The sequence below is a fragment of the Acinetobacter sp. ABJ_C4_1 genome (genome assembly GCF_044538495.1).
Lineage (GTDB): Bacteria > Pseudomonadota > Gammaproteobacteria > Pseudomonadales > Moraxellaceae > Acinetobacter > Acinetobacter nosocomialis_A.
On record NZ_JBIUCQ010000021.1, the window covers coordinates 18,776 to 45,751 of the forward strand.

28 protein-coding genes and 1 pseudogene are annotated in these 26,976 nt (G+C 37.6%); 12 read left to right on the forward strand and 17 right to left on the reverse strand.

Features of this window, described 5'->3' with window-relative positions; all coding sequences use genetic code 11:
• Positions 1–137 precede the first annotated feature (137 nt).
• The gene (locus ACIF8R_RS17490) at positions 138–1,385 is read left to right on the forward strand and encodes a serine hydrolase (RefSeq protein WP_396482243.1); all 1,248 of its coding nucleotides are present in this window, start codon (positions 138–140) and stop codon (positions 1,383–1,385) included.
• A gap of 208 nt (positions 1,386–1,593) precedes the next feature.
• Here the strand turns inward: ACIF8R_RS17490 and ACIF8R_RS17495 are convergent, their stop codons facing one another.
• The 3 genes and pseudogenes from ACIF8R_RS17495 to ACIF8R_RS17505 all read right to left on the reverse strand — a co-directional run.
• Complete coding sequence (locus ACIF8R_RS17495) at positions 1,594–2,706, reverse strand: hypothetical protein (RefSeq protein WP_396482245.1); 1,113 nt, start codon at positions 2,704–2,706, stop codon at positions 1,594–1,596.
• Between the two features lie 434 nt (positions 2,707–3,140).
• The gene (locus ACIF8R_RS17500; protein WP_396482283.1) at positions 3,141–3,554 is read right to left on the reverse strand and encodes a TetR-like C-terminal domain-containing protein; all 414 of its coding nucleotides are present in this window, start codon (positions 3,552–3,554) and stop codon (positions 3,141–3,143) included.
• A 72-nt stretch (positions 3,555–3,626) separates the two neighbouring features.
• Positions 3,627–3,764: pseudogene (locus ACIF8R_RS17505) on the reverse strand (TetR family transcriptional regulator); the annotation flags it as partial.
• Between the two features lie 86 nt (positions 3,765–3,850).
• Here ACIF8R_RS17505 and ACIF8R_RS17510 point away from each other — a divergent pair.
• Positions 3,851–4,297: a DUF6130 family protein gene (locus ACIF8R_RS17510; RefSeq protein ID WP_396482247.1), complete on the forward strand. Its 447-nt coding sequence runs from the start codon at positions 3,851–3,853 to the stop codon at positions 4,295–4,297.
• A gap of 106 nt (positions 4,298–4,403) precedes the next feature.
• On the opposite strand, the gene ACIF8R_RS17515 is transcribed toward ACIF8R_RS17510, so the two are convergent.
• The 3 genes from ACIF8R_RS17515 to ACIF8R_RS17525 form a co-directional block, all read right to left on the reverse strand.
• Entirely contained in the window at positions 4,404–4,862 is a 459-nt protein-coding gene (locus ACIF8R_RS17515) for a hypothetical protein (RefSeq protein WP_174736347.1), read from the reverse strand.
• A 252-nt stretch (positions 4,863–5,114) separates the two neighbouring features.
• Complete coding sequence (locus ACIF8R_RS17520; protein WP_284118476.1) at positions 5,115–5,309, reverse strand: hypothetical protein; 195 nt, start codon at positions 5,307–5,309, stop codon at positions 5,115–5,117.
• A gap of 159 nt (positions 5,310–5,468) precedes the next feature.
• Positions 5,469–6,419, reverse strand: a complete 951-nt coding sequence (locus ACIF8R_RS17525) for a 3-hydroxyacyl-CoA dehydrogenase NAD-binding domain-containing protein (RefSeq protein ID WP_396482249.1) — start codon at positions 6,417–6,419, stop codon at positions 5,469–5,471.
• Positions 6,420–6,676: 257 nt separating this feature from the next.
• Between ACIF8R_RS17525 and ACIF8R_RS17530 the strand changes: the two genes are divergently transcribed.
• The gene (locus tag ACIF8R_RS17530) at positions 6,677–7,375 is read left to right on the forward strand and encodes a DUF1826 domain-containing protein (protein WP_396482251.1); all 699 of its coding nucleotides are present in this window, start codon (positions 6,677–6,679) and stop codon (positions 7,373–7,375) included.
• A 107-nt stretch (positions 7,376–7,482) separates the two neighbouring features.
• Here the strand turns inward: ACIF8R_RS17530 and ACIF8R_RS17535 are convergent, their stop codons facing one another.
• Together ACIF8R_RS17535 and ACIF8R_RS17540 are read right to left on the reverse strand one after the other, a co-directional pair.
• Positions 7,483–7,941: a DMT family transporter gene (locus ACIF8R_RS17535; protein WP_396482253.1), complete on the reverse strand. Its 459-nt coding sequence runs from the start codon at positions 7,939–7,941 to the stop codon at positions 7,483–7,485.
• Between the two features lie 24 nt (positions 7,942–7,965).
• Complete coding sequence (locus tag ACIF8R_RS17540; protein ID WP_396482285.1) at positions 7,966–9,354, reverse strand: amidohydrolase family protein; 1,389 nt, start codon at positions 9,352–9,354, stop codon at positions 7,966–7,968.
• Between the two features lie 134 nt (positions 9,355–9,488).
• On the opposite strand from ACIF8R_RS17540, the gene ACIF8R_RS17545 reads away from it, so the two are divergent.
• Together ACIF8R_RS17545 and ACIF8R_RS17550 are read left to right on the forward strand one after the other, a co-directional pair.
• Positions 9,489–10,388, forward strand: coding sequence for a LysR substrate-binding domain-containing protein (locus ACIF8R_RS17545; protein WP_396482255.1), 900 nt, complete (start codon positions 9,489–9,491; stop codon positions 10,386–10,388).
• Between the two features lie 188 nt (positions 10,389–10,576).
• Positions 10,577–11,605, forward strand: a complete 1,029-nt coding sequence (locus ACIF8R_RS17550) for a MerR family transcriptional regulator (RefSeq protein WP_396482257.1) — start codon at positions 10,577–10,579, stop codon at positions 11,603–11,605.
• Positions 11,606–11,771: 166 nt separating this feature from the next.
• Here the strand turns inward: ACIF8R_RS17550 and ACIF8R_RS17555 are convergent, their stop codons facing one another.
• A complete protein-coding gene (locus tag ACIF8R_RS17555) occupies positions 11,772–11,984 on the reverse strand; it encodes a cold-shock protein (RefSeq protein ID WP_002054492.1) in 213 nt (70 codons plus the stop codon).
• 749 nt (positions 11,985–12,733) lie between these two features.
• On the opposite strand from ACIF8R_RS17555, the gene ACIF8R_RS17560 reads away from it, so the two are divergent.
• Entirely contained in the window at positions 12,734–13,456 is a 723-nt protein-coding gene (locus ACIF8R_RS17560) for a type 1 glutamine amidotransferase (RefSeq protein ID WP_396482259.1), read from the forward strand.
• 176 nt (positions 13,457–13,632) lie between these two features.
• Here the strand turns inward: ACIF8R_RS17560 and metC are convergent, their stop codons facing one another.
• The 3 genes from metC to ACIF8R_RS17575 form a co-directional block, all read right to left on the reverse strand.
• Positions 13,633–14,814 carry a cystathionine beta-lyase gene (metC, locus tag ACIF8R_RS17565; RefSeq protein WP_396482261.1) on the reverse strand — a complete coding sequence of 394 codons (1,182 nt, stop codon included), beginning with the start codon at positions 14,812–14,814 and terminating at the stop codon, positions 13,633–13,635.
• Between the two features lie 240 nt (positions 14,815–15,054).
• A complete protein-coding gene (locus ACIF8R_RS17570; protein ID WP_396482263.1) occupies positions 15,055–15,783 on the reverse strand; it encodes an AAA family ATPase in 729 nt (242 codons plus the stop codon).
• Positions 15,784–15,824: 41 nt separating this feature from the next.
• Positions 15,825–16,295 (reverse strand): Lrp/AsnC family transcriptional regulator, encoded by a 471-nt coding sequence (locus ACIF8R_RS17575; protein ID WP_004702573.1) that lies wholly within the window; start codon positions 16,293–16,295, stop codon positions 15,825–15,827.
• A gap of 238 nt (positions 16,296–16,533) precedes the next feature.
• Between ACIF8R_RS17575 and ACIF8R_RS17580 the strand changes: the two genes are divergently transcribed.
• Positions 16,534–16,854, forward strand: coding sequence for a pyrimidine/purine nucleoside phosphorylase (locus tag ACIF8R_RS17580; RefSeq protein ID WP_004702576.1), 321 nt, complete (start codon positions 16,534–16,536; stop codon positions 16,852–16,854).
• A 120-nt stretch (positions 16,855–16,974) separates the two neighbouring features.
• Here ACIF8R_RS17580 and ACIF8R_RS17585 read toward each other — a convergent pair whose 3' ends face one another.
• Positions 16,975–17,679, reverse strand: coding sequence for an SDR family oxidoreductase (locus ACIF8R_RS17585; RefSeq protein WP_396482265.1), 705 nt, complete (start codon positions 17,677–17,679; stop codon positions 16,975–16,977).
• Between the two features lie 314 nt (positions 17,680–17,993).
• On the opposite strand from ACIF8R_RS17585, the gene ACIF8R_RS17590 reads away from it, so the two are divergent.
• The 4 genes from ACIF8R_RS17590 to ACIF8R_RS17605 all read left to right on the forward strand — a co-directional run bounded on the left by ACIF8R_RS17590 (position 17,994) and on the right by ACIF8R_RS17605 (position 22,505).
• Complete coding sequence (locus ACIF8R_RS17590) at positions 17,994–18,812, forward strand: isocitrate lyase/phosphoenolpyruvate mutase family protein (RefSeq protein WP_396482267.1); 819 nt, start codon at positions 17,994–17,996, stop codon at positions 18,810–18,812.
• Between the two features lie 49 nt (positions 18,813–18,861).
• Positions 18,862–19,446, forward strand: coding sequence for a GNAT family N-acetyltransferase (locus ACIF8R_RS17595; RefSeq protein WP_396482269.1), 585 nt, complete (start codon positions 18,862–18,864; stop codon positions 19,444–19,446).
• A gap of 158 nt (positions 19,447–19,604) precedes the next feature.
• Complete coding sequence (locus ACIF8R_RS17600; RefSeq protein WP_396482271.1) at positions 19,605–21,773, forward strand: TonB-dependent siderophore receptor; 2,169 nt, start codon at positions 19,605–19,607, stop codon at positions 21,771–21,773.
• Between the two features lie 48 nt (positions 21,774–21,821).
• On the forward strand, positions 21,822–22,505 hold the full coding sequence (locus ACIF8R_RS17605; protein WP_396482273.1) for a hypothetical protein: 684 nt from the start codon (positions 21,822–21,824) through the stop codon (positions 22,503–22,505).
• Positions 22,506–22,556: 51 nt separating this feature from the next.
• Here ACIF8R_RS17605 and ACIF8R_RS17610 read toward each other — a convergent pair whose 3' ends face one another.
• Together ACIF8R_RS17610 and ACIF8R_RS17615 are read right to left on the reverse strand one after the other, a co-directional pair.
• Positions 22,557–23,027 carry a spore coat U domain-containing protein gene (locus ACIF8R_RS17610; RefSeq protein ID WP_396482275.1) on the reverse strand — a complete coding sequence of 157 codons (471 nt, stop codon included), beginning with the start codon at positions 23,025–23,027 and terminating at the stop codon, positions 22,557–22,559.
• A gap of 232 nt (positions 23,028–23,259) precedes the next feature.
• On the reverse strand, positions 23,260–23,514 hold the full coding sequence (locus tag ACIF8R_RS17615; RefSeq protein WP_396482277.1) for a transporter suffix domain-containing protein: 255 nt from the start codon (positions 23,512–23,514) through the stop codon (positions 23,260–23,262).
• 295 nt (positions 23,515–23,809) lie between these two features.
• On the opposite strand from ACIF8R_RS17615, the gene ACIF8R_RS17620 reads away from it, so the two are divergent.
• Positions 23,810–24,247 carry a DUF2147 domain-containing protein gene (locus ACIF8R_RS17620; protein WP_114271505.1) on the forward strand — a complete coding sequence of 146 codons (438 nt, stop codon included), beginning with the start codon at positions 23,810–23,812 and terminating at the stop codon, positions 24,245–24,247.
• Positions 24,248–24,342: 95 nt separating this feature from the next.
• Here ACIF8R_RS17620 and ACIF8R_RS17625 read toward each other — a convergent pair whose 3' ends face one another.
• Positions 24,343–25,647: an MFS transporter gene (locus ACIF8R_RS17625; RefSeq protein ID WP_396482279.1), complete on the reverse strand. Its 1,305-nt coding sequence runs from the start codon at positions 25,645–25,647 to the stop codon at positions 24,343–24,345.
• A 175-nt stretch (positions 25,648–25,822) separates the two neighbouring features.
• Positions 25,823–26,383 (reverse strand): TetR/AcrR family transcriptional regulator, encoded by a 561-nt coding sequence (locus tag ACIF8R_RS17630; RefSeq protein ID WP_396482281.1) that lies wholly within the window; start codon positions 26,381–26,383, stop codon positions 25,823–25,825.
• Positions 26,384–26,976 lie beyond the last annotated feature (593 nt).

A 26,976-nucleotide genomic window follows, 5' to 3' on the forward strand; every position in this document is an offset into this window, starting at 1 on the left:
GTTTTATTATTAAATGAGGGTTTATAAAATCGAAGAAATTTATATAGATATATAAGTTTTGATCGGTCAAAATGAATGCTTATTTTAAAACCATTTATAAAAAACTGTAGATGAGTCTGAATATAAGAGGACATTGAATGAAGAACTTTCTCACCAAGAAAATGTACACAACTAGAGCTTTATTTTTTGCTGTAGGCGTTATGGCTTTAAATGTTTCCCCTATTGTTATTTCTACTACTCATGCAGCGACAGAACAAAAAATGGATAATTTATCGACTACGCTTTCATCAATTTTTGCAGATAAACCCGTAGAACCTGCTTTATTTAGTCCTCAATTTTTAGGACAAGTTTCAATAACACAAATTCAAAAAATCGTTGATGATTTAAAAGCCTCTTTAGGTACTCTTAAAAGTATTAATGTTTCAAATGGCTCTGGGACGATTGATTTTGAAAAAGGAGAATTACCTGTTTCAATCAGCTTAGATGAGCAAGGGCAAATTAGTACCCTTTGGTTTAGCGCACCTCATTTTAAGACCATAAGCCTAGACGAAATGGTTAAAGGTCTACATGAAAACGCAATCGGTAAAACTTCTCTTTTAGTTGTTGTAGATAACAAACCTGTGGTTGTTGAAAATGATAAAACCCCGATGGCTGTAGGTTCGACTTTTAAGTTACTCGTTTTAAAAGCATATGAAGATGCGATAAAAAAAGGTGAATTAAAAAGAGAAACGATTGTTTCTTTAAAAGAAAAGAATCGCTCATTGCCAACTGGAGTTTTACAAAACTTGCCTGATGGCACACCTGTAAATCTGGAACTTCTCGCGCAGTTAATGATACAAATTAGTGATAACACAGCGACCGATAGCCTGATAGAGGTGTTAAAGAAACCTCGTATAGAAGCGTTGTCGCCGAGAAATTCTCCCCTGCTGACGACACGAGAGCTATTTCAACTCATTGCCCCAAGTAATGAAAAGCTAAAAAATAAGTTTAAAACAGGTACAAAGTCGGCTCGTATAGAAGCGCTCTCTGAGCTAGAAAAACTCCCACTACCGAGTGTGAGTAGCATTGGAAAATCGGCTACTTGGCAAGATGCTGAATGGTATATGTCAGCCAATGAGATTTGCCCTCTGCTTGAAAGTGTTCAAGATGCCCCAGCTCTGAACAGCTCTTTAAACCCACTTTTTAAAAATTTAAATTGGCAAAAAATTGGTTTTAAAGGTGGTTCCGAATACGGCGTGATTAACTTTTCTGTGATTGGAAAAACTCAAAAAGGTCATAAAGTTTGTGCAGTATTTACCGCAAATGGAAATGAGCCACAGCCTGAGTCAAAACTAGCCATATTATTTACAGGCATACTTCAAGCTATTGATTCTATAAATCCTTAAGTACAAAAGCCCATCATGAGTGGCTTTTAGCAATTCCTTATGATGGGCTGATTTGGAGTTATACAGATACTCGCGTACAGTCATTTTTAAAGAATTTATTATTAAATAAATAAGTGGTGATGAAGATGCCATTAATTATACCCGTAGCGATTAAAATAAAAATGAGTTATAGCTATAACTCATTTCTATAAAATTCTATAAAATAACTTTAAGACACAATATCATTATATCTTTTCTCGACTTCATCATATACCTGTTCTACTTTCCAATCTGCATAACTCTTAAATCGATTATTTTTCTTAATATAAGGCAAGGACTCGTGTACTAACTGATCATATAGAGGATCATTTAAATATTTAGCAAAGGTTAACCGATTAAATACCGCACCACTTGTAATATATTCTTTCTCATCCCCGTGATTAAACCATTGATTCAAAGTTTCTAAATCTTTATGTTGCTCCGCATCATAAATTAAAAAATCATAAATTTGCTTAAAAATACTTTCAAGCTGTTGAGTGTTCGTTATTGCTAAAGGTTTGCCTTCTATACCATGGAGTTCTGGTATAGATTGTAAAGTAAAGTCTTTAATAAAATGATCTCTAGGTATCCAAAAAGCTTTATTTTCAGAATACTGAATATAACTACTCAATGAAATTTTTGAGAAACCTAACTCATATTTAGATAAATTTGATGCAGTTATTATGAGAATCTTCTCATATGAAATTTTACTAAAATCTCTACAAAAACCAAATTTATCATTATATTGATGCTTTTTTTCTTTCTCTGAAAAGCCTAATTTTTTTTCGTTCCTCTTTAACCATTGATGAAAAAATTGCACCAATTTATCTTGATTAGCCGGTAATATTTTAAACTGGTTTAACTGATCTTTAGTAATCGGTTGAATAGTATGCAACCAGTATTTAATATCGGTCTGTTCCGGAAATATATTATCTTTACTAAAGAAAATATATGCCCCTGCATCAAAGCCCACTACATCATATTTTATAATTGCTTCAACAACAATTTTATATAAATAAGGACTTTTTTCAAAAAAGTAACGATCTATATCTAATACATTTTGTTGTGTTGGGACAATATAACCTTCAGCATTATCAAAAAAATCTATAATATCTTGATCAAAATTTTCTACAAGTTCTGGGTCAGTCACTATTTGAATGATAGAGCGTAAACATTGCTGTAGATTCTTGCTGTATCCCATATTCTTTGGATGAGTTGCGTAATACTCAGCTTGTTCAAGATTATTAATTTGAACATCAGGATGATGCTCATTTGCATCCCAGATATAAAATAATGATGACACGTGTTTCCCCTTATAAAATTAAAACAAAGAAAAGATAAATGAATTTCCTCTTCTTTTATAATTAGAATAATTTTCCGATGCTATTTTTTCAAAACGTCTAGCCAAGCATCAGATTATTCTTTCTAATCAAATATAATCAAATCTTCTTTATCATTTTGATAAAAGATTTAACTCTAGTTAGATTGAACACATTCTATGAAAAAAATTTCTTAAAAGTAAATCTTTATTATTTAATTCCATATAGAAAATATTATCCAAGTATATAAATAAAGCTCTATTAAATACCTAGGTGAACTATTGTCTTTATAAAGCCTATTTGCAAACTACTTTTTAAATAAAAAACCGCCCCAAAAGGCGGTCGCTGAGTATAAACCAGTAGGCATTGCCCACCCTGTTTAAGACATTGAATATGACTTAGAGATCAGAATGAAATCTCAACGCTTGAGGCGATCAATTTGTTCATTGATCAGATGTTGTGCAAGCCCAAGATAGTTCCCTGACTCAACTTCCCAACTCTGTAACTGTCCATCAATGTTCATACGGGCAAGGCCATAAGCCAATGCACGAGTAGACAACAAGGCATCTTCAGCCGAAATACCGACGAGCTCTCCACTCGATACAGCATCATTCAACAGTTGTCGCATCTGGCGACGAATCTTGTCGTTGGATGCCCGAAGCCCACTTCCCTCAAAATCGATGACGGCGCGTGTGGAAATCACTTGAAAGTGATGTGGATTTTCAAAGGCCCAAATCAGGAACGCCTGTCCTAATGCACGGTATTGCTCTAAGGGTGAGAGACTCGCTGCTTGTGTGAGTGCCTGATCGATTTGCATAGTGAGACGAATCATGGCCTCTTCTGCGACCGCATTCAGTAGTGCAGTTCTCGATGGAAAATGGCGAAACGGTGCACCTGGTGAAACACCCGCCCGTTTGGCTGCCTCTCGCACAGAAACGGCTTCAATCCCACCCTCTTTTAAAAGAACTAGCGTCGCATCAATAAGTGCGGCTTTCAGTGCGCCGTGGTGATAACCCCGTTGTGTGTCTGCCATGAATTTCATCACTTGTAAATTTACGATAGTTTAACTTTGACAGTACTTTGAGATCAATGTAATCTGTGCTTACTTTAATCTTAGAGTGCTTCGTTATGAACACAAAGTTACTGGTCACAGGAATATTGGGGGTATTGCTTTTGGGATCGCAAGCCTATGCGAACGAGACCAGTGTTGGCGTATCACCAGTGCAGCAAAAGGATAATGCTCCCCATTTGATTATTGACTCTCCAACAGATCATCAGGTCATTAAAGGGGTGGTCATTATCCGCTGGCATGCGCAGAATATTCGAATATTGTCTGTTTATGGCGATGCGGCGCTCGCGGTTAAACCAAAACTCGGCCACCTGCATGTATCGCTTGATCACAATTCTTGGCATTGGGTACAAGCATCTGAAGAACCAATCGTCCTTCAAGGATTGGCTCCCGGTGAGCATACCATCTCTATTGATTTAGCTGATGCGACACATCAAGTGTTAGATCATCAGACATTGACGTTTGTCACCACAAACATAGACTCTAGAAATACGCATCCCCATTGACCAGTAATGGTGTAACACCCATAAAAAAAACCGCCCCAGAAGGCGGTCGCTGAGTATAAACCAGCAGGTATATAGAAGTATGGTGGACGAATACTTCTATATTCTTTTATGAAGGAGTTTTCTCGGTTTTCAGAAAATCTTTCGATTTAAAATAATTAATAATCATATCTGCATGCTCTTCTTTTTGAGGAGCAGCTGTCACAGGGAATGATTCTTTAGACATTTTAAATCCGTGCGGGATGAGCTGTGAAATTGGCGGGAATTTGGGTTTCCCACCTTCTGTAATCCGCTCGATAAAACTTGCTAACCAGAGTAAATACTCTCCTTCATTTTCAAACTTAGGCATGACACTTAAATCGACTTTGACTTTGCATTCACTAAGAGGCTTCGTGAGCTGTTCATCAAAATCAATGTAATTGAACTTAAGTTTAAACTCAGTCCCTTTAATGGCCTTACGTATCTGACTGATTAAACAATTCAGATTTTGTGTAAGGTCATTGGTGAATAAGTCGTCTTTTTTAATATTCTTATAAACCTTTTCAGCCACGGCTAAATACTTTGGCATTTTTTACCCTCCTCAATCTCAATTGTTATAAAGTTTTGATCTTAAAATGTTTTATGGTTCTGATTATGGTGAAACAAGTGTAAAGGAGTGAAACATTATTATAGTCAAACGTAAGAAGTTAAAGCTTTATGTAAACCACACTAAACAATCACATAAAAAAAGTATGGTTTTGATAACTCATCCGCAATTTTTCTAAATTATTAAGATGTTTTGAAATATTTATTTTCAATTAAAATTTACCATTTGGTAAAATCAATACGGTCGCATTTGCTGATCTCTTCTTACCAGCCCTAAAACTGATCTACGAACTCTAATTTCTTCTTCAGAAAATGGTAAGTGTTCTTTTAACTCATCTATAGAAAGAGAATTATTTTCTATTAAAAAACAGTCTTGTTCGGTCGTCCAATGTGAAGCCACCGATCCAGTTTGCTTGTAGTAACGTTTCATATACCTGAGTAAATTTATGACCATAAAAAGCTTAAGCATACAGCAAGCTCTTTATAAGTTTTGAGCAGAAAGAAGAATAGGAATACTACCGAAATACGCCAAAATAAAAAAGCCAAACATTGCAGTAAAGCCCTGTTTGGCACTTCTAAAAAAACCAGTTTAATCCAACTCTAACTGTTGTCTTAGTTTAAGAATATCGACTAACCCTTTATCTCTTTTTTGATATAAATCGACATCTTTGTAATGTTTTAAAAGCTCTTTGGTTTGTTCTTCTAACAACTCTGTCGTTTCTTCTGAGTGTTGGAAAGCCTGCATATCATTCCACCATTCGGTCATAGGTGGCCCGAGGTGATGAATTGCCTCTTTAAAGCCCTTCTGGTTCGCAAGCTCCATATTTATATAGGGACCAAATAATGCCCATCTCAACCCTGGCCCACTGGTAATTGCGATATCAACATCTTCGGCTGAACATACCCCTTCTTTAACCAAGGAAAATGCTTCTCGCCATAAGGCAGCTTGTAAGCGATTTGCCACATGCCCTTTTACTTCCTTATTTAAAATAATCGGGTGTTTGCCTAGTCTTTGATAAAACTCGGAAGCGCGCTTTAAAAACTGTGGGGCTGTTAAATTTCCACCTACAATTTCAACCAAAGGTAACAGATGAGGTGGGTTAAATGGATGACCTAAAAGTATACGCTCGGGATGAGTTGCCTCTTTTTGAAAGTCTGAAACTTTTAGGCCGGAAGAACTTGAGGCAATCAGCGTCTTTTCAGGACAATATGACGTGATGTCTTGATATAACTTTTGCTTTAAATCTAAACGCTCTGGTGCATTTTCTTGAATAAAATCGACATCGGTTACGGCATCTTTTAAGTTGTTGTGAAGCTCTAGATTTGAAAGAACATCTTGTAAAGAATGGCTAGGCTGCTTTTGCAAATCTAGATCACTTAGATCTTTTAAATTTGCTTGTATTCTCTTTTTAAATAATTCTTCATCTATGGGGTAAGGGTCATATACCTTTACTTTAAAGCCTTTATATAAAAATAATGCTGTCCAACTTGCGCCAATGACACCAACACCAACCACACCGATGGTTTTAATTTCTTCCATACTTTCCTCGCGACCCTATTACTTTTAAAAACTGTCCTTATTTCCTTACACGACTATAAAAATAGTCGACTTCTCATCTTGTCTTGGTTACTTAAAACCATTTTATAATAGGCAAGCTGAACCCAAAGTTCATATCATTATTGTACTTTTCTTGCATTATATTCATTTTTTAACAGCTAAAATTGCGGCTAAAGATTGCAGCCCTAGAAGCGCTAAACGTGTATGATTGGCAAGGTTTTGAGCGATTTAAATTTCATATGACAAATACATTTTCTGACCATAAGCAAGTTGAAGTGGTGTCTACTTTTGCTGAACTTGTAAATACACATTTTCAGGGAGATAAGAATGCTATTTGTTGGCACAGAAATTTGGTGGGCGACTTTAAAGAAATTGTGGCTAAGCTTGAGTTAAAAGAAAATATTACCGAAATTTCTACTGAAGACCTGTTAGCACTTGAGCTTTCAGAACAAGGTAATTTGGCTCGAGACATTATTTTAAAAGACATGCAGCTTTTAAGTGATATGGGTGCATCGCCTGTACTTAATTTACTTAAACATTATGAACGTGATGAAGAGCTAGATTTTATTTCAACAGATGTCTATTCATTTCACGTTGATCGTTCCCCTATAGAAACCGATACTTTTTTATGTACTTATCACGGCGCAGCCAGTGATATTGTGCCTAATGATCAGGTTGAACAAAAAGTTTTAATTCCTGGAATTAGAGAAAAGCTCAAAGCATTACACGACGGCCCAGAAGCAGAATTTGAAAGCTTTTTAGCAGAGTATTTTTTTGATTTACATTACCAGCCTAAAGCCCATGCACAACCTATAAATTTGGGTACAGGACACTTGTGGCGTTTGGCTGTAGATCATCCCACTCTAAAGGTTTTACCGTGTGTGCATAGAGCACCAGTTGAAAATGATGGTGAATATCGGTTGCTGTTGATTTGTTAAATGTTTAGGTAGCTCACTGGTCTTTAATGACTGAAATATATATTGCCACCCCATGACTGGAATGGCTTGAAGTCACTTTATATCAACAATATTGGTTTTAAAGCCTCTTATCTGTCACCGAAAAGAGCAATCCCTAGACCTATCAGCATGACCAGTGTTCCACATAGTTTAAACATGGAAACTGGTCGTTCGACCACCCCTAGTAATCCAAAATGATCAATCAACAATGACGAGATAATTTGTCCAGCAATTGCCAGCCCCAGCAAAGCCGATAACCCGATTCTAGGTGCAAGGACGACGTAGCTCAGTAATGCACAAGAACCTAGAACTCCGCCCATAAGACTCCACCATGGTTGATTAGGAATAGCGATCAGTGAAGAAGCTATTCCGCCTCGAACCAGAGAATAAAACCCAAGGCATACCGCACCAGCAGTAAATGAAAATAATGCCGCAGCGACAGAATTCCCGCCTATACCTTTAGCCAGTTGGCCATTCAATGTGGTTTGTAGAGTAATCCCCAGCCCCGCACCAAAAGCCATGAGGTAATAGATAACATTTATAGACATATTGTTTGCTCCCTCTTAGACAACTTATTCCAGAGGTAGAAACTTCTCGGCAAAAATATCTGGAGTATAACCAGCCGCAACGAAAAGATGCTGGCGAGATTCATCAATCGCTGCACGAAGTCGCTCACTGTCCACACCCAACACTTTACCATCACGTTTAACGATTCTTCCGCCAATCATCACCGTATCGATATTGCTGCGTTCAGTTGCATGAACAACCGTGCCAAATGCATTACCAGACGGATAAAGATTAATGTCATCCGTTCGAATTAATATCAGGTCAGCTTGTTTACCGGGTGTCAGGCTGCCGATTTTTTCTTGCAGACCTGCACAAGCAGCACCATCAGCCGTTGCAGCTTTGAGAAGGTTTTGCGCCTGAAAGGTCACTGGCGAATGTGTTGAGCCACAACATTTGTTTTGGTGCATGCCCATTACACGCTGTAAGTAAAATGCTACACGCATTTCCATAAACATATCGCCACTATAAGACGTTTCATTATCTACACTCAAACCAGGTCTAATACCATGACGTAGAGCCGATTGCATGGCAAACATACCGTCTTCGATACCATAGTGAGCATCTGATCGTGGGCATACGTTTACTCGCACTCCAGCTTCGCGCAAAATTTTCCATCCAGCATCTGGCAGCGAGGTACAGTGGTTAAAGATATTATCTGGCCCTAACAGACCTTGTTGATGCAGACCCTCTAATGCAGCAGCCATTTCCCCACCAAAAAATTCAGTAATGATTGGTAGCCCTAATCTGCGTGCCTCAGCCCATAATTCGGGTTCTAACTGAGCCATGGCAGCTAATGACACCAAACCGTTTTTACTATTTTTAAAATATTTTTCTTGAAGACGTTCGAGATTGCTAGGCCAGTTGGCTCTGTCCCAGTCTCCTGAGACTGGTGCACCAGAAGCGTGTACAGCTCGAATACCGGCATCTAGTAAAGCTTCAACAGCCGCATCAGAGTGAGCTGCACTACGACTATTGTGCGAGTTATCAATCACTGTTGTAATACCGGCATCTATGCAGCCTAGAGCTGTAAGTAAATTACCAATGTACATATCTGCTGGGCGATAGTACTTCGCAAAAGAATAATGCGTCGCGTTGCAATAGTCTTCTAAGCTTTCGGCATTCGGATTAATCCGTCGTAATTGTCCTTCCCATGAATGTCGATGAGTATCGACCATACCCGGCATCGCGATCATATTGGATGCATCAATAAGAGCTGCACCTTCGGCTTCTAAATTTTCATTCACGGCAGTAATCATGCCGCTCTCGATAAGAATATCTCCGCGAACCATGTTCCCAATCACACTATCCATGCTTAGGATCGTCGCCCCTCGAATGAGCATTCTATTTGGTGAAGACTCAGTAAGCTGCACTATATTTCTGTTGTAATCAGTCATCATTATTCCAACTTCTCAAATGTATGCTGAAAATCTATCTGAAGTGATAAAGCTGAAAAAGCTGGTTAAACTGTTTTTATTATTCAGTGAAAGCGAATAATCTAAGAGTGTGAGTATAGTATTGGGACAAAGGTATGAGATTGGATCGTATTCAAGCAATGCAAGTTTTCGTTCGGGTGGCAGAAGCTGGAAGCTTTATCCATGCGGCAGAAGCACTTTCCCTACCTGCCTCAACAGTCACTAGTACAATTAAAAATCTTGAAAAGTATTTACAAGTGCGTCTGTTAAACAGAACAACAAGACGCGTTAGCCTGACGCCAGAGGGAGCAGAATATCTGACCCAGTGCCGAGAAATACTCGACCTGATTGAACATACCGAATCTAACCTGACTAACGCTATCAAACAGCCACAGGGTCGATTACGAGTTGATATGCCTGCGGGCATAGCTCATTCGGTGATTATGCCGAACCTGCAAGAGTTTCAAAGGCGTTATCCCGATATCTACCTCATGATAGGTGTCAGCGATAGACAAGTAGACCTTATTAAGGAAGGTGTAGACTGTGTAATCCGCATGGGAAATTTGGAGAACTCCACGCTGGTTGCCCGCCCTCTTGGTGAGTTCCGCTGGGTAACATGCGCTTCAGCACTATATTTAAAAGAGAAAGGAACTCCACAAACTCCCGATGATTTAGCACATCACCGAGCTATTCATTATTTTTCAGGGAACAACAGACATGCGGGTGAAATGCGCTTTGTACGAAACGAAGTGAAAAAAACTGTACAAATGCAAGGTACTGTTGCTGTTAATGAAACTGAACTTTATATAAAAATGTGCCTTGAGGGATACGGACTCGCTCAACTTGCTGAAAGAATTGTGATAGAACACTTAAAAGAAAGAAGGCTCATCGCAGTATTACAAGAGTGGTGCCCACCACCTGTTGCTGTGACTTTACTTTATCCGCATCAGCGGTTTCTTTCACCCGCAGTACGTGTATTTGCAGACTGGATAGACGAGCTCATTAGGAATTATTAAACCAACTCACTTTAAAAGACCTTTTTTTAAGATCTCACAATGAAACTCAGGTAATTATTGAAATAAAGAGATAAATTTGAATATTTACTAAAGCGAAAATAATGAAAAATTATGATTTAAAGTAGTTGACCCTCACGTAACGTAAGCCCCTAGCATAAAACACGCCTAAGGAAGAAGGAGCTAAAAAGATGCTGTTAAAAGTTGGTGAATTGGCTAAACAAACAGGACTTACTGTCCGCGCTCTTCATCACTATGACGATATCGGTTTACTTCAGCCTTCGGTCCGTTCCGATGCTGGTTATCGACTATATACCCGTAAAGACATTACTCGTTTGCATCAAATTCAAGCATTACGAGGAATGGGAATGTCGTTAGCCGAAATCCATACGGTTCTTGAAGACCCCAATCTTGCGCTTTTACCCATTATTGATCAGCAGATTCAAGCAATTGATCAGAGACTGAACGAGCAAAAGAAATTGCGAAATCAGCTCAGTAAATTGAAATCTCAGATTATGAGTGGTGAAGAACTTGGTTTGGAGGATTGGCTAAAAACACTGGAGCTTATAGCAATGTTTGAGAAATACTTTACAAAAGAAGAGCTTGAAAAACTTACTTTCTTACAAGCAGGTAGCAAAAGTCACCAAGAGTGGCAAGAGTTAACTCAGGCAGCAAATGCACTATTTAATGCTGGCGAACCATATAATAGTGAAGCCGCTCAAGATCTGGCACGAAAGTGGATGAAAACTCTTGAGCAGAATACGCGAGCTAACCCCGAATGGCTTGTTAAATTAAATGCCATAAATTCAGCAGAACCTGAATTTCAGGAAAAATTAGGGGTTACACCAGAAGTTGTTGAGTTTTTACTTCAAGCGTTTTCTGAAAGTAAGCTGAGTATTTTTGCCCGCTATTTATCTGACAATGAATTTGCTTTTCTAAAAGAAAACTACATTCGTGAGATGAAAAAATGGCCTCAATTGTTGGTCGATATTGAAAAATTGATTGATGTCGAAGTCCAACCAGATAGTGAAGGTGCACGGCGTTTGGCTCAACAATGGCTTTCTATGCTACAAAGCTATGCTGGTAATAACCCAAGTACTCAAGAAAAAATTCGTAAGGCAATGCAAAATGAACCGAGCCTTGCGGACGGCACTTGGCTCAAACCAGTTACCCTACAATTTCTGGAAAAAGCAGTAGCAGCTTTAATGCGCAGTGCTTAGCTCTATCAGGTTAAATCATTCTTTTTATACTAATAAGGGTGATTTTCCCTAGGTTATTAAAGTACTTATTCAATATCGAATTTAAAATCGAGAAAGAAAAGCTAAACCTTATTGCCAAAAAAAAGCCCTCTAAAGAGGGCTTTTTTTATTTATTCTACAGAAATAATTACTGTGGAATAATGTTAGTAGCGCTAGGGCCTTTTTGACCTTGCACAACATTAAAAGTCACACGTTGACCTTCATGTAAAGTTTTGAAGCCAGAAGATGCGATTTCTTTGAAGTGAGCAAAAACGTCTGGACCAGAATCTTGTTGAATGAAACCAAAACCTTTAGTTTCGTTGAACCACTTAACTGTACCAGTAGCTGTGTTGTTAGACATGATATACATCCTATTGAATTTTAAGAACTTAATGTCATGAGACATGACGGGTTTAACTTGGAAAAAATAACGAATTGAGCTTAAGATCTTAAAAACGGAGGATTATGAATAAAGCTTCGATACTAAAAGAGGATTTACTAAACTAATAAGTCTTTTTTCTAGTTAAGCTAATTATACACCAAAAAATCACTTATACAAACTTTTTATATGAATTATTTATTACGCCTATACTAAACATTTGTTTACATCTGTACAAATAATTACACTTTATGATCTAAACATATAACATTTTATTTGTTATAGCCCCTTCTTAAATCTTAGATTTATATTAATTTAAAACCTTTATTCGGCTTAACAGTATTGATTAATTACAATAACTTAGGCTATGTCTCTACCCTATTCTATAATATTACTAAATATTATGAGTATCCTATGCTATTCAAAAACTATCACGGTTAGAAATATATAAGAATATAAATATTATTAAAAACTCTATTAGAATAAATATAAATCAAATTAATTTTAAAATAAAAATTCAATCATTATTATATTTTAACCAGTATCGTTAAAATCATTATTAAATAAACAGTCTGTTGTAAGCGCCTTTTCATAGGCACATCCCCCTTTCACTGGACCATATAACTTTAAAAAACTGGATGTATTCATTAGGCCTTAGGGTTCGTAACCTATCTTTGGCTTATATCTAGCAATGAACCTATCTATACACTCTTTAAATTTTGAGGACTATCATGCGCCTACATTTTATTGTTCATGAAGATTTTGAAGCACCTGGTGCATATGAAATTTGGGGTCAAAATAATAACTTCAAAATGACATATTCAAGAGTGTATTTAAATGAAGAATTACCTTCTACGGTTGAAGAAATTGATTTTCTTATTGTGATGGGTGGGCCGCAAAGTCCAGATACGACCATTGAAGCATGTTCTCATTTTAATTCACTCGCTGAACAAACTGTCATTAGGAAAGCCATCCAAGCAAACAAAGTTGTTTTAGGAATATGTTTAGGTTCACAGCTCATCGGTGAAGCTTTAGGTGCCAAGTTTGAACATAGCCCTGAAAGAGAGATTGGTAAGTTTCCTATTATGCTGACAGAGTACGGTTTTAAAAATTCTCTATTCTCACATTTAGGAAAAATGACAGAGGTTGGCCACTGGCACAATGATATGCCCGGGTTAACGAGCGATGCAAAAATTATTGCTTTTAGTGCAGGATGTCCACGACAAATCGTTGAATACTCGAAATTAGTTTACGGTTTGCAGTGTCATATGGAGTTAACACCTAAAGTCATCGAATTACTCATTCAACATTCAGCAACTGAACTCGATCAAGCTCATGATTATAAATTTGTTAACACCCGTGAAGAATTAAGAAAACACGATTACCAAGAAATGAATCAAAATCTATTTATTTTTCTAGATAAATTAAAAGATGAATATTTACAACTCAACTAAATCACAGTAAAGCCCTTTTATCAGGGCTTTCTTTCGTGAAGTGAGTTGAGCTGTCATGCAGTTAGCAATAGAGACCCAAGTAGTAGATGGTCGCTATACAACATCTAATAAAATAATAGCGCCTGTCACACATGAAGCGGCTGATATGCAAAGTTAGCTTTTAGGTTTTAAGACGGCTATATCACACTTTCAACACGCATTTGTTCTGCGCACTGTAGGGCATGTTGCAAATCTTTTTGTAAATCGACCACCGATTCTAATCCAATATTTAAGCGCACCAAATAGCCATCTTTAGGTAGATTGGTATGGGTTCGATAAGCTTGTCCAACAGGTAAAATCAAACTTTCAAACCCACCCCAAGACAAACCAATGTGAAATAATTTCAACGAATCAAAGAATTTTTGCACATAACAAGGTTCAGATTCTTTTAAATAAAAAGCAAATACTCCAGATGAACCATGAAAATCTCTTAACCACAAATCATGATAAGGACTAGTTTCTAAGCCAGGATGAAGCACTTCCTTAATAGCCGGATGTGTTGCTAGAAATCGAGCAATAATTAAAGCACTATCTTGATGCTGCTTTAACCTTACCGCTAAACTTCGCAAGCCCCGTGAAGCCAAATAAATGTCGTCTGGGCTTGTGGTCTCACCAAACAAATGTCCAGTTTTAGCGAGTTGTTCATATGTTTCGGCGTTTGCAGTAGCCACACCCATTAGAATGTCAGAATGACCACCAATGTATTTGGTTACAGACTGAATCGAAATATCAGCGCCATGCTTTAAGGGTTGAAAAAGCAACGGCGTTGCCCAAGAGTTATCGACTAATACTTTTGCGCCGTATTGATGGCTAATTGCAGAAATTGCCGCAACATCACTCAGTTCAAATGTCATTGAACCCGGTGACTCAATAAACACCACACTGGTACGATGATTAATTTTTTCAGTTAATGCTTCAAGGCTGGTAGAGTCAAAATATTCAACACTTACCCCCATTCGAACTAATATATTGTCAGCAAAATTCCGTGTTGGGCCATAGATGTTATCGGCAATCAAGACATGACTATTTGCCTCTACACAAGCCATAAGTGCATGTGTACATGCCGATAACCCAGATGGAAACACCAGACTACCCGCACCACCTTCAAGTGCATTGATTGCACTTTCAAAAGATTTAGCTGTTGCGGCGCCGAAACGGCCATAATGTCGATATACCCCACCATTTCGTTTAAATTCTTCCCACTCACTAAAGCTATTTACAACAATAGTAGAACCACGAAAAACAGGTGTGTTGACTAGACCATCAAAGCGCTCGGGTGTTCGTCCTAAATTAATGACATCTGTACTGAATTGATTCACTTTTATATTCCGAGAAACATATCAACTTAATTACCAATTCATGATAGTTAGGTTTCAATAGATATAAATTTTAATCTTTTCTATTTTTTATCTTAATATTAGATTTTTATTTCCTATTTTTACTTAAAATTAGAATTTAAATCCGATATTTATTTTTTATAGTAAAATATTATCTTATAGCGTCCTTTGCATTGATCTGCTTATTGTTCGAACTTGCTCTTATGAAAGGCACTTCTCACACTATTCTTCATCCATGATTTGCTGGATACGCTTTTGGTAATTATTTAAAAAATCATGCGTCACACGGAAATGTTCCGTTTGCTCATACTGGATTTCACGGATTCCAGTATCAGAAAAGTGATAGATTTTAGCGTTGGGATAAGCCAGTAAAATTGGGGAATGCGTTGCAATGATGAGTTGTGACTGTTTTTTGCATAATTCATGAATAGCCGACAAAGCGACAAATTGCATGGTAGGTGAAAGAGCAGCTTCAGGTTCATCTAATAAATAAAGCCCCTCACCTTGTAATTTATTGGTCAGCAGTTTTAAAAAGCTTTCCCCATGTGAACACGCATGGATATTGCCACCATAACTTTTTACATAGTTCAGTTCATTCATATATGTGCCGACATTGTAATAACTCTCGGCTCTTAAAAAGTAATAGTCTTTAGGCTTTTTAAAGCTTTTAATCATTCTTAAATACTGAAATAAACCTGATGAACTACTCGCTGAATTAAGTCGCACATTTAGAGTGCCGCCTTCTTCGGAAAAGCCAAGTGCCAAAGCGATGGCTTCCATAATCGTCGACTTACCAGAGCCATTTTCACCAACAAAAAAAGTAACGTCTGGATGGAACCTTAATTGTTCAATATCATTAACGGCTGGTATTGCAAAAGGATAAATTGACCAGTCTGCCTGCATATTTGCTTTAATTTGTACCGAACGTAAATAAGGCTTAGCTTCTAGCATTTTTGCAGGTCCTTAATTTTTAATAGTATTCGCAGTTTTTATTAGAAAAAATTTAAAGGCAGTTCTGTCGTATATTTAATTTGCTCCATGGCAAAACTAGAACTCACATCAGCCAAGCCGTTAATTTCAATTAATTTTTTATAAACTTTATCGAATTCAGCAACATCCGATACGGCGACTTTAAGTAAATAATCCGTTTCACCTGCCATTCTATACACTTCAATAACTTCATCTATGCTATAGATATGAGAGTGAAATTTTTGAATCCACTCAATATTGTGTTGAGCAGTTTTAATAAACACCATCACAATCACATTAATGTTGAGTTTTTTACGGTCTAGCAAAGCGACTTTTGCACGAATAATACCTTCTTCTTCCATCTTATGTATTCTGCGCCAACAAGCCGTGTTGCTTAATCCCACCTTTTCAGCAATATCACCTATTGCCAATGTGCAGTCCTTCTGTAGAAGATCTAATATTACACGGTCATATTTATCTAAATTTAACTTCATACCTTCAAGCTTCTCTGCACTATGTATTTGCAATAAATCAAATCAATGAACAATATATTAGATTGTTATTCTAATTTTAATAAAAAAGATATTTACCTATATTTTAAATGATCTTCGTGCATTCGAGACGCATTTATTTCTATTGTCTACCTAACAATCTATTTTTAAAGCTTGAAAGTTTAGATGAGCTTTTATTATTATCTTGTACATATTCGGTACAATAAAAGAGACAAGAAAAATGCCAAATCAATTTGATGCTGTTTCTATAACAAAAAAAGCGAATGTTCATTACGAGGGACACTCTATTAGTCATGTTATTGAACTTGAAGATGGTACAAAAAAGACTTTAGGGGTGATTCTTCCAACAGAAAAAGCGTTAACTTTTAAAACCCACGTTTCGGAACGCATTGAGATTATTTCAGGAAAATGTAGTGTTCAAATTGGCGATGATCCGGATACTAAAGTCTACTCAAGTGGTGAGTCTTTTAATGTTCCAGAAAACAGTAAATTTAAAATTATCACAGATGAAGTGATTGATTACGTCTGCCATTTAGAATGAATCAACATTACAAAGCCATAACTTTCATAGGATGTGGTTTTCCTATGAATATTCCTATCTTTTTTAAAAATTAGACAAGATGAAGTTTGAATTTTAGTACCTAAGCACTTTTACAATTATCTATAAGCTTCCACCACCATCAACATTGAGAACTTGGCCGGTAATAAAGCCCGCATGATCTGACAATAAAAAAGCGACTGCATGTGCAACATCTTGTGGAGTACCTATTCTTCCCAAAGGAATACTTTCTAATATCGCTTTTTCAGCTTCACTTCCAACGGGTCGGGTTTTTCTAAAAAGTTCCGTTTCAATTGGCCCCGGCGCGATACAGTTTACCGTTATTCCAAACTCAGCCAACTCAAGTGCCCAAGTTTTAGTACACCCGACCAATGCACTTTTTGCTGCCGAGTATGCTGTCCGTTGTTTTGCTCCGTAAATTGCCCTGCTGCCAATATTAATAATTCGCCCAAAGCGCTGTTCTTTTAGTTGCGCAACAAAATGCTGAGTCACTTGTATAGCCGCTCTTACATTTAAGTTCCAAACTTCCTCTAAGGCAAGGAAGGAAATCTGGCCCAAAGGTTGGGGCAAACTAATTCCTGAGTTATTTACGATTCCATGTATGACATGAGATTTAGAAATTAATGCTAAGGTTTCTTCAGTTTGTTCTATATTGGATAAATCACAACTAAAAAGCTGTCCGGGAAAGTCTATATAGTCGATATTTCTGGCAATGCCAATGACGTGATGTCCCTGCAAGGACAGTTCGTCGCTAATTGCTTTTCCAATACCTTTCGTAGCGCCTGTAACTAAATAAGTGTTCTTCATAGCGGATCCTTATTAGACATAAAATAGTTTCTGGTTCGTTCTCCCCTGTTAACTACAAAAATAATAAAACACTCACTATGATTTTTTATGACGATAAGCAGATTTATATAAACTCAAGAAAACTATAATCAATATCTCCAAAATGGACATGACTTTATTTTGATTTTCTTATTTGAAATTAAGAAGTGGTTGTATTTGTATACGTTAAAAAGTTGTTATAGTCATTTGACTTGAGTTGGTCTTTCAAGCTCTTAGTTTAAAGGCAAAATTGAGTGGCTAAGTTTAAGTAAATACATTAAAAAGAGTACGAAATAATGAAAAATTCAGTCGATGATAAAAGAAGAATTTTCCGCGATCTCCATAAAGACGGATGCTTTATTTTGCCCAACCCTTGGGATGCAGGCAGTGCAAAAATACTCGAACAACTGGGCTATAAAGCACTGGCAACAACAAGCTCAGGTTATGCATGGGCTTGCGGAAAGGCCGATGGTCAACTCGACCGAGATGAAACCTTGGCACATTTACGTTATATGGTTCAGTCCACCAACCTACCTATAAATGCTGATTTTGAAAGTGGCTTTTCAGATACAACTCAAGGCGTCATTGAAAATGTTCTAATGGCAATTGATACAGGTATAGCGGGTATTTCTATTGAGGATTCGACTGGAAATAGTGAAAAGCCGCTTCGTGATATTCCTGATGCTGTTGAAAGAATACGAGCAGCTCGCTTAGCAATCGACCAAAGTGGAACTAACGTCATGCTTATTGGTCGTGCTGAAAACTTCTTTGTGGGTGTACCCGATTTAGAAGATACCATTAACAGGTTAAAAGCATATTCAGAAGCTGGTGCTGACTGCTTGTATGCACCTGGTATTAAAACTCGTGAACAAATCATCGCTGTGGTGAATGCCGTTTCACCAAAACCTGTAAACGTTTTAATTGGTTGGGATAGTGATTTAACGGCAGCAGAACTTGCAGACTTGGGTGTAAGACGTATTAGCCTTGGTGGTGCATTAGCACGTTCAGCTTGGGATGGTTTTATTAAAACAGCAAGTGCGATTGCCGAGTCAGGCAATTTTCATTCGCTCAATACTTCGGTTTCAAGTGGCGATCTTAATAGTCGATTTAAATAAGATTTGGATAAACCTCTTTATTTAGTACCTTTTAGCTAGGACCTCTGTTATGCCTTTAAACATAACGCTTTCAAGCCATCGTATACGACTGCGCCTATTCACTATTGAAGATTCAAAAGACCTTGTTAACGCTGCTTCAGATGGAGAACTATGGAACCTTCCTTTCACTGTAGTTCCTTCAGCAGAAACAGTAAATGACTATATTCAGCATGCACTAGAAGGTTACCAAGCTGGTACGGTTCTTCCTTTTGTAGTCGAAGATACCGCTACAGGAAAAATTATTGGGTCTACCAGATTTTGGAAAATAGATAGAAAAAATTTAAAGTTAGAAATTGGAAGTACTTGGTACTCAAAATCGTGGCAGCGAACATACGCAAATACCGAGGCGAAATATTTACTGCTTCAATATGCCTTTGAAGAGCTAAATTGCGTTAGAGTTCAGTTCACAACAGATGTACTTAATGAAAAATCCCAGAATGCGATTTTAAGACTCGGTGCCCAGAAAGAAGGTGTGGTTAGAAATGAGCGAATCATGCCTGATGGCAGGAAAAGGAATTCAGTCAGATTCAGTATTATTGATGAAGAGTGGCCGAGCATAAAAGATAATCTTATTAAAAAGTTAAATTGTTATTAATTTTTCCATCGGCTTTATTGCCTGCAAACCATTGCAAATGAGTCTCATTTATATATACTTTACACACTTTTTTGAGTCTAGTCGGCACTCCTGTTTATTCGCTTGAATAGTCGCTCTTTTTTAGCCTTTCACGATTTTTATATCACTTAGGTATACTTATGTTTGCTTTCTCCCCGCGTAAAAATTTAATTACTGTTGAAATTTTAAAACATAGTAGTCCCTTACTTTTATCCCTCATCCCGATGATGTCTTGGGCAGAAGCAACCGCAATTCAACCAGCACAACTAGAAACGATTAAGGTTCAGGCTGAAGCAGACTCAAGTTATATCGCAACACAAACGGCGTCGACCCTCAGAGGCAAACAAAAAAATCTAGAAAGCCCGCAAACCGTAAACGTTGTATCGAAGCAATACATGAAAGATTATTTACCTGCAAACTTGGACAATGCACTGACCCAAGTCAGCGGCATTACGCAGGGTAATACTTTAGGCGGTACACAAGACACCGTAATGAAACGCGGCTTTGGTGATAACCGTGACGGTTCAATTACCGTAAATGGTATGCCTATTGTACAAGGCCGAACCATGAATGCGGCAGTTGAACAAGTCGAAGTTTTAAAAGGCCCATCTTCATTACTCTATGGCATTATGGACCCGGGTGGTGTGGTCAATGTCATTACAAAAAAACCTGAGACTACCCAGAAAACTGAACTTTCCGTTTACGGCTCAAGTTTTGCAGCAGGTAAAAATGGTTTAGGTGCAAGCATAGATACCACGGGCGCAATTGGTGACAGTAACTTTGCTTATCGCTTTATTGCCGATCATTCTGATGCGGACTATTGGCGTAATTTTGGTAATCTCAAACAGACTTTAATTGCTCCGTCTGTAGCATGGGATAATGGCCAAACTAAAGTAAACCTAAGCTATCAATACCGTCAATTTGATGTGCCATTTGACCGCTCTACCGTTTTTGACCCGAAAACCAATAAAGCCTTACCGATCTCTAAATACCAACGTCTAGATGAAGCGTTTAACCAAATGAAAGGCGAAGATCATTTGGCGCAATTGTTGGTAGATCACCAAATTAATGATAACTGGTCGGCTCACTTCGGCTATACCTACAACTATGAAACCTATGATGCCAACCAGTTACGTGTACTTTCATTAGATACTGCTAATCACACCGTGACACGCCGTGCAGATGCGACTTTAAATGCACAGAGCGTAGATAGTAATGCTCAAGCTTACATCAATGGTTCAACCAATCTGTTTGGTTTAAAGCATGATATTCAACTTGGTTCAGACATCGAATATCGTAAGTATTTCCGTCCCGACATGGTTCGTAGTAAAACTACTTCCACAATAGATTATTTAAATCCAAGTTTTGGAACTGTCGAACCATCTCGTGAGATTAGCAAAGATGATAGTGATCAAACCGATAAACTGCATACCTATGGTTTTTATGTGCAAGATGCAATTCACTTAAATGAAAAATGGATTGCTGTACTGGGTGGACGTTACCTGAACTATCAGCAAACTGCTGGGCGTAGCAGACCGTTTAAAGAAAACACCAACACTAACGATGATGCTTGGCTTCCACATGCAGGTTTGGTTTATAAATGGAATGATCAACTTTCATTCTATGGTAGCTATACCGAGTCACTTAAGCCGAATTCTACAATTGCGCCTTTAGGTGATGCTGTCATTAACTCCGATGTTCAACCAGAACAAGCCAAGTCTTATGAAGTTGGTGCAAAATATGAGTTAAATGACCGTATTAAAGCCAATTTTGCCCTCTACGATATTAAAAAACGTAATGTGCTCACCCCAATAACGAATTCCTCAAAAGTAGTCGAACTGCATACGACAGGTGCGGTGCGTTCTAAAGGTGCTGAACTTGACCTAACAGGACGTGTGACCGACCAGCTTGATGCGACCCTCACCTATGCTTATACAGACGCAAAAGTGACTGAAGATGAAAATGGTCTAGAAGGCAATCGTCTAATTAATGTGGCGCGTAATACGGCCTCTTTAGCATTGGCTTATAATTACGGCGAACTTTACAACGGTAATTTACGTTTTGGCGTAAGTGGTAATTATGTGGGCAAACGAGCTGGAGACGCAAAAAATACCTTTGACCTGCCAGACTATACCCTTGCCAATGCCTTTGTAAATTATGACACGACTATTGCCAAACAAGCGGTTACGTTCCAATTTAACTTAAATAATATCTTTGACAAAACCTACTACACAGCTAGCGTCAATAATTTAGCTGTGTCTCAAGGTGACTCTCGCCAAGCGGTATTACGTGCAACCTTTAAATTTTAAAACATGGGATCAGAGCAGTGCCTAAAGTACTGCTCTTTTGAGAACATTATGAAAAAGCTTCTTTCTATCATGATGATGGCCACTGCACTCTGTGTGTGGACATCTTCTATTTATGCTCAAACACGAATTGCTTTGATCTCACAGGTTAAGGGTGCCTCTGCAAATACCGATATTGCCATTCAAAAATACTTACAAAGCAAGGGCTATCAAGTTGAGGTATTAGATCAATCTGTTTCACCAAATAGTTTAAAGAACACAGACTTAGTCATTATCTCTTCTACAGTTGCTTCTAAAAATCTTCAATCTGGTTGGCGTCAACTGCCCCTTCCACTCATGACGTGGGAAAACGATTACCTTGATGACTTGGCTATGACAGGTAAACGCATTAATAGCGATTTTGGCGAAGTCGAGAAAGAACGTTATCTGTGGCTAGTCAATGCACCGCATCCCCTATCTGCACAGCTTCCAGCTGGAACTCATAATGTATATAAAGCTCAAGCGCCTATGAGTTGGGGTAAGCCGGGTTTAGGTGCCACCATTATCGCAACGATTTATGGACAACCGGAAAAAGTAGCAATTTGGGGATATGAGAAAGGTGCAACGATGGATTATGAGTCTTTAGCGCCTGCAAAACGTCTTATGTTCTTTCTTAACAATGATACCTTTACCAATCTATCTGACGATGGCTTAAAACTGTTTGATGCCTCAATTCAATGGCTCACCAATAAATAAAACAATTTGTGCAGCTCTCAAGGTTTCTCATTACACTTTGTAGAGCTGCAATTAATAAACAACATTTACGCGCACCCAATCTTCATACTTTGTAGCCTGAACATTGGTACTCGATGTAATTACCCCATGTATAGGAATATTTTCTTTCATACCTGTTGCTACACCTGAGTGTATGTTACTTCCTGCCCCGCCCCAAATTTGGGTATGACCAACATCTTGATACAGTACATATGCCACAGATGCTGGACTAGTAGCTGACTTAAGTTCAAAGTTATTATCTGATGTGACCGCCACTTGATATGGCGTATTTTGGCTACATTGGACAGATACATCGGTTCTTGCCGCAGCAACTGGCTGAGCGCGTACAACTGAACCAAAATCTAAATTCCCTTGGGTTGAAACTTCACAAGTGTCTACAATGGTTAAGCTAACCTTTAATGAAGTAGATGCATTTCCAGCCTCTGCGCTATTTATTATCAACACTCCCATAAGGGAAAATAAGGCGTATTTAATGACTTTCATTTCTTCTCCTTATCTTTTTTTGTTCTAATTTCTACTCATCTTTATATTGTCATTTTTCTGTTTTACTAAAGAAACAGTTTCAGGGTCATTAAGTTATAAAACTTAATATCGCCTACTGTCAATCGATAATAATCACATGATTTTCATATTATTCTTATAATTTGTGATGAATTAAACGTAATTTATTTAGTTTAAAAAGTAGTTAATATTTTTTATTTCCATTCAATATAAATTAATTTTCTTCGGGTTTTACTTTTCTAAATACTTTAGAAAACCATTGTTTAATCTTAGCCCAATATTCCTTACCTAATAGAGCAATTGCAATTAAAAATAGAACCTCTCCTAGTACCATCAACCCTGTGATCACGGCGGCTTTATAAGGAATATCTAAAAAAGGAAGAATAGGAAACGAAATCCAATACAACGCAACGAATCCTAATAAAACTAAGCCTATTTTCTTTTTGAGGTTCAATTGAGGACGTGTCATAAACAGCTTTTAAACTTAAAAATTTATAAATCTCATTATTCACTTCTTTGTGTATAGAGCATTGAAGAAGTGTGTAAAAAGCATGGAGAAATAAAAATCTTTAAAAACCGAATAATTCTGTCCATTCTCGCAATTGCATAAAAAAAGGCATCAAAATAATATAAGCCCCGATAGAATATAACTTTACATATTGTTTAGCTTATAGATTGAATACTAAGAAAACTGTGAAGTTAAATTTAAAATGAATAATTCTAGCGGCTAAAATCATCCACTTTTAAATCGAGAATCCATTGATATGAAAAAATATTTATTATTACTTTTACTTAGCTTTTATTCGATTCATTCATTTGCTTCGGACAAACTACATGGCAGTGTTTGGAAAACCATTGATGATGCAACCAATCAACCTAGAGCACTAGTCAGATTTAGCGAAGACAAAAATGGGCTTCTCTCTGCGAATATTGAAAAAATCCTTGTTCCAAGCGAAGCCAACAAATGTACGATGTGTGAAGGTACTTATAAAAACAAATCTTTAATTGGTTTAACCATTGTCAAAAATTTAAAAAGTATAGGTAAAAATAAATATGACAAAGGATCTATTCTCGACCCTCAGTCAGACAAGACCTATCGCTTTAGCGTAACTGTATCGCCGGATGGTGAAAAACTTACCGCGCGTGGCTACATTGGTATTTCTGCAATTGGTCGTAACCAAACGTGGTATCGAGTTAAATAATTCATAAAGTAGCTTTTGATTAACTCTCTTTAGCTACTCACCGATCATAATTACGGTCTATATGTGCACTATGTAAATTATGTATGTAGACAGTGTTATGATCGGTACTTAGCCTGAATAATCAGCATGATAATCACAAATAGCGAAGGTATTGCTGCAATCACAAATAAATGGGTAATGACCAAAAATTGAGAGAGATACCCGCCAAATAAAGGCCCAATGACCGAACCCAAGCGCGCAATTCCAATACTCCAGCCTACCCCTGTAGTACGAAGTGAAACTGGATAATAACTGGCAGATAAAGCATTAATGGCAGGTTGTCCACCCACAATGGCAAAACCAGCAATAAAAATAATAATAAACAATAAAACGATATGGCTAACAGCATAGCCAATTAAAGCAACACTTATCACTGCGACTAAAAACACAGGAATTAATACTTTATAAAATCCAGTCTTATCAATTTTAAGGCCCATCACCACACTACCAATCGTACCGCCTAATTGTAGGGTCGAGCCGATCATTAGTGCCTGATTTAATGATAGCCCTGACTCTTTAGCCAAAGTCGGTAGCCAGTTCGACAGGAAATAAAGGCTGATCATATTTAAAATACTAATGATCCAGATGGAATAAGTGAAAAACGCACGCTTATTTTTAAACAACTCAAGCGGAGACTTTTTAACTTGAACTTCAGTGTTATTGATAATTTTTATTTCTGAATTAAACGTTAATGCGGGATAAAACTTCTTTAACCAAAACAAAATTTTAGGAGTGTTTTTGCTATTTTCACTCAAAAAATATAAAGACTCTGGCAGTTTAAAGAATGTAATAAAGAAAATGATTAGAGGAATAATTCCGCCAAAATAAAAAATCGACTGCCATCCTCCCCAAGGAACTAATAAGGCAGATATACCGCCCCCTAACATTGCCCCTACCGTATAGCCACAAGAAATGACCATCATGGTAAAAATACGAGATTTGTATGGAACAATTTCGGAACTATAAGCCATCACGTTTGGCATGATACCGCCTAAAAAAATTCCTGTAACAAAGCGGATTGCGGTCAGTTGTTCAATATTGCCTACATGGGGTGTCAACAGCATCAATACCGAGAACATAAAGGTCGAGATAAGTAGTATCGGACGGCGACCAAACCGATCGGAAAGTGAACTTAATAAAAATGATCCGACAAATAAGCCAAATAAGCTTGCGCTAAACACAACGCCTAGCATGGTTTTTTGAACGCCCCAGTCTTCTATAATCATTGGGGCTGCGTAAGCCATGGATTGGATGTCATAACCATCCATAATCATGAGTAATAAACAGGTGACCAGAATAAATTTTTGATAAGGTCCAACTTTCTGCTGATTGATCAAATCACTCAATGCAACTTCTTTCATGGTATTCCTTTCTCCATGAGGCGCTTTAAATTAATTTCATTTTAATTATGATATACGTAATCTATTTACGATTAGCGTAAAACAAAATAACACACCTCATCGCACGGCGTCTATGGTCTGCTCATCTCACAAAACCCCAAGCAAACCATATATCCCATTATTTAAATAACCCCATTTACCTCAAACAAGTCGACTTAAAAAAGCATTCTACGGCTACATCCCTATGCTCCAGACTGTTCGAGCTTAAAACCTGTAGCAGCAAACCATCTATTAGGTTTACCACCATATTGGCATCAAATTTTGGTTCATTAATTTCTCCGCTAAAAATCAGGTCAAAAATTTCATGGCGCAGCCACTTTCGATATTCAACCGCCATACGGTAAGCTTGCGGATGAAGTAGTTTTATTTCAAAAATAGCTTTAAGTAGAAGGTTGTATAGGCTGTTTAAATTGGTATGTAAAACTATAATTTCTTTGAGTTTATCTTTTGACGTGTAGTAACGGCTTGAGTAGATGATGGCAAGTACCTCTTCTCTGAGCAGGCTTTTTTGAAAGGCGATACACATTTCGATCAGGTGTTCTTTCGAGCCAAAATATTTATAAAACGTGGATTTGGTGATGTTGGCTTCTTTAGCAATCAGGTCTACGCCTGAGGTGTGAAAGCCACGAGTAGTAAGGAGTTGGATTGCGGTCTGAATAACCTGTAATTTCTTGGAAGATAGTTCTAAAGTTGACATAGTTTTACCGATTAAAATAATTTTTTGTTGTATATAAAAGAGATAGAAATGCCGTCACTCTTAAATTGAGTGCTAAATACAGGCATGCGGAAGCCGCACAGTAATGGTGTGCTCGCCTATCTCGGGTTTATTGTTGCTATGATTTTTAGTCGTAACGATTCTTAAGACGTAGAAAACCTAGAGTCGATTAAACCGTTTTATAGACTTTTTAAGCGGTATGGGCAGAGAGAACTTGGCAAAAACCAATAAAGAAGAATTAGTACACATAGAGGGCTCCTCATGTCTAAAGAAGTTCTACCGAATCACTGTCAAACGATTATGGTGGCAGAACGAGAGAAGGTTGACAGACTGGTTAGACGCCAGCACACCCGAAGGTGTCCCTCTCCCGTCCTACCGCTACGGGAGGAGACGAGGAGCTTACACACGAAACTATTCCTCAGAAGGAATAATTCTGATGTGGTCTAAATCAGCCTGTCAAAGCCGGCTGGCAATGTGGCCAGCAGGCAAAGGATAGTGCTCAACCCTATTGCAGTCAAGCACACAAAATGACATTTGTTTTAAAATAGATCATTAAAAAGTAAGGATAAATAATT